This window comes from Haloferax prahovense DSM 18310, from assembly GCF_000336815.1.
GTDB classification, from domain to species: Archaea; Halobacteriota; Halobacteria; order Halobacteriales; family Haloferacaceae; genus Haloferax; species Haloferax prahovense.
The window spans coordinates 1-6,551 of the sequence record NZ_AOLG01000030.1 but is presented as its reverse complement, the minus strand read 5'-3'; the positions used below and the strand labels follow the sequence as shown (position 1 = coordinate 6,551).

At 51.4% G+C, this 6,551-nt stretch carries 7 protein-coding genes and 2 pseudogenes; 3 read left to right on the top strand and 6 right to left on the bottom strand.

Annotation, left to right across the window (positions count from 1 at the left end):
- The 3 genes and pseudogenes from C457_RS20820 to C457_RS19515 form a co-directional block, all read right to left on the bottom strand.
- Nucleotides 1-210 (bottom strand): annotated as a pseudogene (locus C457_RS20820) (hypothetical protein); the annotation flags it as partial.
- A gap of 81 nt (nt 211-291) precedes the next feature.
- The gene (locus C457_RS10235; protein WP_239640742.1) at nt 292-642 is read right to left on the bottom strand and encodes an outer membrane protein assembly factor BamB family protein; all 351 of its coding nucleotides are present in this window, start codon (nt 640-642) and stop codon (nt 292-294) included.
- Nucleotides 643-689: 47 nt separating this feature from the next.
- A complete protein-coding gene (locus tag C457_RS19515; RefSeq protein ID WP_239640743.1) occupies nt 690-1,136 on the bottom strand; it encodes an outer membrane protein assembly factor BamB family protein in 447 nt (148 codons plus the stop codon).
- 775 nt (nt 1,137-1,911) lie between these two features.
- Here C457_RS19515 and C457_RS10225 point away from each other — a divergent pair.
- Complete coding sequence (locus C457_RS10225) at nt 1,912-2,733, top strand: IS5 family transposase (RefSeq protein WP_049913495.1); 822 nt, start codon at nt 1,912-1,914, stop codon at nt 2,731-2,733.
- A 74-nt stretch (nt 2,734-2,807) separates the two neighbouring features.
- Nucleotides 2,808-3,158 carry a hypothetical protein gene (locus C457_RS20015; RefSeq protein WP_152419988.1) on the top strand — a complete coding sequence of 117 codons (351 nt, stop codon included), beginning with the start codon at nt 2,808-2,810 and terminating at the stop codon, nt 3,156-3,158.
- A 563-nt stretch (nt 3,159-3,721) separates the two neighbouring features.
- On the opposite strand, the gene C457_RS20010 is transcribed toward C457_RS20015, so the two are convergent.
- The 3 genes from C457_RS20010 to C457_RS20000 all read right to left on the bottom strand — a co-directional run bounded on the left by C457_RS20010 (nt 3,722) and on the right by C457_RS20000 (nt 5,507).
- Nucleotides 3,722-4,102 (bottom strand): hypothetical protein, encoded by a 381-nt coding sequence (locus C457_RS20010; protein WP_152419987.1) that lies wholly within the window; start codon nt 4,100-4,102, stop codon nt 3,722-3,724.
- An 81-nt stretch (nt 4,103-4,183) separates the two neighbouring features.
- On the bottom strand, nt 4,184-4,885 hold the full coding sequence (locus C457_RS20005; protein ID WP_152419986.1) for a hypothetical protein: 702 nt from the start codon (nt 4,883-4,885) through the stop codon (nt 4,184-4,186).
- Nucleotides 4,886-5,018: 133 nt separating this feature from the next.
- Nucleotides 5,019-5,507 carry a hypothetical protein gene (locus C457_RS20000; protein WP_152419985.1) on the bottom strand — a complete coding sequence of 163 codons (489 nt, stop codon included), beginning with the start codon at nt 5,505-5,507 and terminating at the stop codon, nt 5,019-5,021.
- 803 nt (nt 5,508-6,310) lie between these two features.
- On the opposite strand from C457_RS20000, the pseudogene C457_RS10220 reads away from it, so the two are divergent.
- Nucleotides 6,311-6,551: pseudogene (locus C457_RS10220) on the top strand (IS5/IS1182 family transposase); the annotation flags it as partial.

Genomic DNA, 6,551 nt, shown 5'->3' with positions numbered 1-6,551 from the left:
AGCGAACTCTTCAGAAAACCCGGTCGAGAAGCACTCAAACACGCTGTCAAAGCGACTCTCTGAAATCAACAATCTGCTACACATGAGCGTTCGTGCGATAACAGAGCCGAGTATCGCGGCGATGACGAGATTCAACAGCGTACACGGCTCACACCTGTTCTCGCCAGTATACTCTGGTTGTCGGAGTGTATCAAGTACAGCGATCTGCATACGCTCCCGAAAAGAGTCAATAAGTTATCTATTTTTTGCTTGCGGAATTGGTTCTGTTATCTCTCTCGCATGATTGTGGAATCAGTCAGCTAGCGCCACCAGCGTCCCGCCGCTCTCTCGATCGACAGCAAACGTCTCCACCCGCGCGTCGAGCTGTGGCTTCTCCGTGGTGACGACGACCGAGTGGGTGGTCACGAGCGGGCGCGTCCGGAAGAAGACACCCGCCTCGGGGGCAAGAGAGACGCGCCAGCGATCGGTGCCATCCGCGGTGTCGAGCGCCACCAGCGACCCGTCGTCGACGGGGGTAAGCCGCTCCCCGTCGGTCGAGACACCAGCTGTCGCTCGCACGGGGGCCGTCCAGCGCACCGCCCCGGTCGCGGCCGACAACGCGTGGAGCCGCTCGCCAGGGATGTATACATCGCCGTCGACCACCGTGGGAGTCTCGAAGTTGGTCTCACCGGGTGCGTACCGCCACTCAGTCAGCGGGTCTCCAACAGCACCGGGCTGGATGGCGACAACGCTTCCAAGCACCCGAGTCGTGTAGAGGACGGAGCCGCCGCCAGCCGCGGGGACGGCCGTCGAAAACCAGTCATCATCGTCGTGTAGGTCCAGCCCTCTCGACCGCGCGTGTCGAGCGCCAGCAGCGTCTGACCGGTGGAGGCAAATACCCGACCATCGTGGCCGAGGACGGCCTCGTTCACCGATCCGGCAGTGACGCGACTCCACCGCGGACTTCCATCACGAGCAGCAAGTGCGTACACTCCGTCGAGGCCGCCGACATACACAGAGCCGCGGTGGACAATCGGAGGACACCCTGAGAAGTCGCCGCCACCCGGCAGCGCCCGCCGCCAGCGTTCGTCGCCGGACTCGGCCCGACCTGAACAAACACTCGGTCCCCGACCACGGCCGGAGAAGTCAGCCCCCATCGACGCGCACCGACTAGACCGTGTCGGGGTCATCGACCCGAACCTCGGATGCGAACCCCGTGTGACCGGGCGTGTGTCCAAACTGCGCCCAGTCGCGTTGCTCGCCGGGAAGCGGGTCGGTCGTCGTCTCGGCAGTCCGGGGCCACCTCCCGCAGAACCGGCTGGTTGAGCAGCCGGCCAGAGCGGCGCCACCGGCGGCCCCGACAGTCGCGAGCACTTGGCGTCTCGTATGGAGGGACACTGTCACTACTGCTGGAGCCGAGAAAATATGCTGTCGACAGCCTAGGTCGCTAGCCGACCGACTGCACCGCTCCATTCGGCACTGGTGCCCGTCCATTCGGACGCAAGAGCAACCCCCCCGTCAGCGGGCGATTCAGCACAGCCGCACCAACCTATCCGTTCTTGTGGGTGTAACAGCATCCTGACGGAGTTAGGTCGGCGAGACAAGTCTGTGGCCGTGTCAAGGCGGTCGACATCGTCTAGAGCAGCAAAGGCATCGTCAAAAGCGAGATATTCAAGTGAGTATTCCTCGGAGGAGGTGTTCAATACCTCCAAAGACAAGGGCAACGACGAACGGTATAAACCACCACCCGAAAAAGAGCGGTGCCGGACTATCAACAACTGCAGTATAGTCCTTCCAGAGCACAAATCCGGTCATTGAGACTGTAGTGAGGAGCGGAAGTATGAGCGAGTATCTTAATAAGAGGTATATTGGAATTGCTAGGCTCTGTTGAAATCCTCAGAGAGTTACACGTTCATCCGGTAGTTTGATCGGATGCAGACCCTCCCGAAGTCGCAGTTACTCCAGTTCGTTGAGCAGGCATTCCACTTAGCTCGACGAGCTGTCGCCCGCTACTCCTCGAAGTTCTCAAAACGACGCTATACACTCCACCAACACATCGTTCTACTCTGCCTCAAAGTGCGAAAGAACACGACGTACCGAATGCTTCTCGACGAACTGATCGAGATGCCCCGCATTCGGAGCGCCATCGAGCTTGAGGAACTTCCGTCACCCTCGACGTTGTGTAAAGCGTTCAATCGGCTCGATATGGCAGTCTGGCGTGTTCTGCTCAACCTCTCAGCCACGCTTCTCCCGACCAACGGTGTCGTCGGGATCGACGCTTCCGGGTTCGACCGCAGTCATGCCTCGAAGCACTACACAAAGCGCACGAAGTTGACAATTCAGCAGTTGGAAGTCACGCTTCTCGTGGACACGAGAGCGAACGCTATCATCGACTTACATGTAACGACGACACGAAAACACGACTCGAAGATCGCGCCGTCGCTCATCAAGCGGAACACTGGAGAAGTAGCGGTTCTCCTCGGCGATAAGGGATACGACGACCAGAAGATTCGGGCGTTAGTCCGTGAAACAGGTGTTCGTCCGGTCATCAAGCATCGAGAATTTTCGTCACTTCATAAGGCGTGGAACGCTCGACTGGACGCCGACCTCTACGGTCAGCGTAGTCAGAACGAGACGGTGAACTCTCGCCTCAAACGCAAGTACGGAGCGTTCGTCCGTTCACGCCTCTGGTGGAAGCAGTTCCGGGAACTCGTTGTCGGCTGTCTCACTCACAACATCGACAAGACACTCTAAACGTGAGATATGCGGAACTACGTAACGCCCTTCTCCGAGAAGCTTATTGAAATGGGGTTAGAAATGACAGAAAGATGGCGATAGAGAGGATACCAATTCGACGTCTTGCGGTCATCACCATCGGTAGCCTCATCGGGGCTGCTATTATTTCCCAGATTCCTATAGCTATGATTGGGGGTCTCAGTCTCCAGACTAGTTTCCTATTCGGCATACTCGCTGGCATTCTCTCCCTTTGGACGAGCCAATCTGCTTATCGTAATGGGAACAAACGAATGGCAATTCAGTATGGTCTCCTCGGTCTCGGAGTTCCACTTGCACTGAGCGGATACGCTACGCTCGCCACACTCGGAGCAGCTATGACTGTACTAAGTGCAGGAGTAGCTTGGAGAATCGACCGTCGCATCCTTGAGCAGGTCACCGGATAGTAGACCTGTGAATCAATAAATACGCAGTCCTACCGAACGGCTGTTTCAGGGGAGACGTGTCGAACCAATAAGATTTCAACAGAGCCGTCCGTTTGAATCGGCCGAAAGCTACAGACGTATTCTTTTTGCTAGCAGCAGCAAAGTATAGCTCCCCAATTGTTTCTGGGATGGTCGCTGGACCATCATATTGACCGATCACTTTTGCGTTATCCCGGCCAGTATGCTTGCGTGGTTTCTTGGACGATTTCTTAGATCGTCTGCCTGAGCTCTCTTTTGCCGTTTCGAGGTGCTTCTTCATGTCGTCGATGTCGTCGTTCATAGCAGTGAGTGCGTAATGTGCGGTAGTATTCTCTAATCAGTCCCTGCGTTAGACATCGTATCTTCGATCTTGGACCCTGCCCGAAGTGATCAATGGGTCGTCAATGAATTTATTGCTGCTACGTCAGAGTCACGCGGTGTGAAATGATAACAACGATTTTTTACTTTCCCATTTCGGCCCTTGGTCTGCTGACTCGGTTGTTGTAAAAAGATTAGAAGCCGTTGTCGTACTCTTACAAGGCTCTTTAGATCACTTCAGAAACAATGCTCAATTTGTGAGGAGTAGCGCGGACCCTAATCGTTTCATATTGCCGGTGACCCTTGGGTGAAACAATGATCTCACTTTGAGCCGTTCGACCATCGGAACATTCGACATAGAAGATATACTTCCCACCTCGAACTGGTAAATCAGTGTTGGGCCTACTAGTCGCATTTTTCCCGGGGTTGATACCGGATTCTACCGTCTCTTCTCGTGAGAACTTGGATTTGCCTTTTTCAACACTCTCACCTCGAATGGCATCGAGTTTAAATTCTAGATCACCAGTCGTGTGGTTCACAAATTGAATATCGGCTTCGAACTGATCAGAGTGAATCTCAGGCGGAGCTTCAGAATCAGTGATCTGCACTTGCAACCCCCGCAAATCCAGTCATTGCAGCGGCACTTGTCAGCTTGAGAATCTGTCGTCGGTTGATTTTTTTGCTCATTGTTAATCCAGGTGATTGGTCGTCTTTTCGAAGTTGTCCACCGCACAGTTGGGGTTGTACCACATTTTCTCAGCATGGTCATCATGCGCCGATGAGACACTATTACAGGATTGTTCCCCGATCTCATATCCCATTGGGGTGCGGTGATATTTCGATGTGCCAAAGCTAAAGAATGTACTGCCTGATCGGTGTTCCCAGTAAGGGCCCTTGTCTAACAGCGTATGTCCAGCTTCATGAAGTGCAGTTTGCATGTCATCGAAATTTTCTCCGACACCCTCTGAATTATAAATACTGGGGGTTGCTGCGATGCCTGGTCCACCTTCTGCCATTGCGTAGTAATTCTCAAGTGCGCTTCCTGCACCACTATCGTAATTAGTGATAAGCAGCATTGCGTCCTCTCTTTTCGTAAGGTAGGCATCAACAAAGTCGAGCCACCACTCAGTGAGCGTGTCGTAGGTCACTTGAAATTGATACCCAGGAACATTAGTAGTAAATGGGCCTGGCCTGAGCTCTTGTGGTGCACTGATCGACGTTGTAGGAGTATCAACCGTTATCGTATGCTGGTTTTCTGGGTGATCAAACGCTCCTTCCATGTACTCTTTAAATCTTTTTGCAGCTCTGTACTCGTCACCGTAATTTGAATCACAGTGGTCAGTCAGATCTGTTGTCTGATACACCGCTACTTCAAAGTCATATGATGGCATTACAGAAGTATCAAAATGGCAGATGTAAATAATTCTATGGGTTGATTTACTGTGATATTAAGTTTGTAAAAATAGAAGTAGAATATCTAATCCAGAACTTTGAGCCGTTCAAAGGCAGGATTACAGAAGAGTATTAAAAGAGATAATCATTGAGGTTGTTATACTTTTTACATGGAGAAGTGAGGGTCCCATCCAGGCGGGTAGTACTGTTTTGGGTTACAAGGTATGTTGCAATCGATCGGGAGTCAGCTTCTTCCTCATCCGTTCCGTACGTCAAAGGTAGCGTTACTTCGATTACAACACCACCATTACTCTGGTTCACGAGTTCTGCATCCTCTTCGATACCAGTAAAGGATGTCAGACTCCACGAATTCACACACGATGAATTGTTCATCACATCAGATATGTGCTTTTTTTCAGCATTGAGTGCGCGATCTTTTGCTTCTGGTATATTGACTGGAGGTCCAGAATTCGTTTGTTCAGTAGGGGTAGGGGTAGCGGTGGTGTCTGGAGTAGGGCTTGACGTGGTTGTAATCTCAGTCGATGTCTGACCATTACTCACGCACCCAGAAAACGTGAGTAGAGACATCACGAGAATGATTTTCATCAGCTTGTTATACATACAAAGAGTGAATCAGACATACTATGAATATCTTGTGACCGGCTCTGTTGAAATCATTAGTCACTGATAGTTTGTTGAGGCCGTACTGAATACAGTAGATTCACGTATCGGTTATTGCCGAACTGGGTTACCCAAGTTCGTACAAGTTCTCCCCAACGGGGTACCGATGTTTTTCGGTGAGTCTATACTCGTTATCCTCAAATAGGTCTTCGAGTTCGTAATCGAACAACTTGGCTCTGTTGAAATCCTTCAAGGTTGACATTGGAGAGAGCGCTCCTTCTGGCTAGTTTCCGTAGATCACAGTAGAACTAGTCTCTCAAGAAATCGCAAGGCGGCAAGAGGGTTTCAACAGAGCCAGCCGCAATCAAAAACTCACCACCATTCTCCACGTTCCAACTCAAGGATGAAACAGTTGGTACTTTTCATTGTTTGGACCCTGTACCGAAAAAGGGTTGATGGCTACCGAATAGCGTTTCAAGCAACCAGTTGGATACACACGCTGCCATCGCTGATTCTCCAGGAGTATTCATAACGGATGCTTCAAATCACTCAATAACTCATATTTAAAAACCACATGGGTCAATGTAACTACAATAATTTATTTACTCTAAAATATATGGTCACAAGGCTCTGTTGAAATCCTTCAGCGTTGACATTGAGAAGAGCGACTCTTCCCACCGGTTTTTGCCGATCCGGTGAGAAACTAGCCACTCAGCAAATCGCAAGACGTGAGGAGGTTTTCAACAGAGCCGAGAGCCATTGAACTGGTGGGACTTCTTCCCCTTCGACTTTATATAATGATTTTGGCTATTCAGAAGTTGAAAATAACGCTCCCCGTCGACACGAGGTCGAGTCCAATCATCGACTCACACGTGACGACGACACGAAAATACGACTCGCAAATTGCGCCCTCGATTATCAAGCACCGCAAGTATTCGTCGCTTCACATAGCGTGGAACGCTCAATTGGACGCCGATATTTACGTCAACGGTGTCGAGACAGTAAGCTTTCGGATCAAACGGAAGTACGGCGCATTCGTTCGCT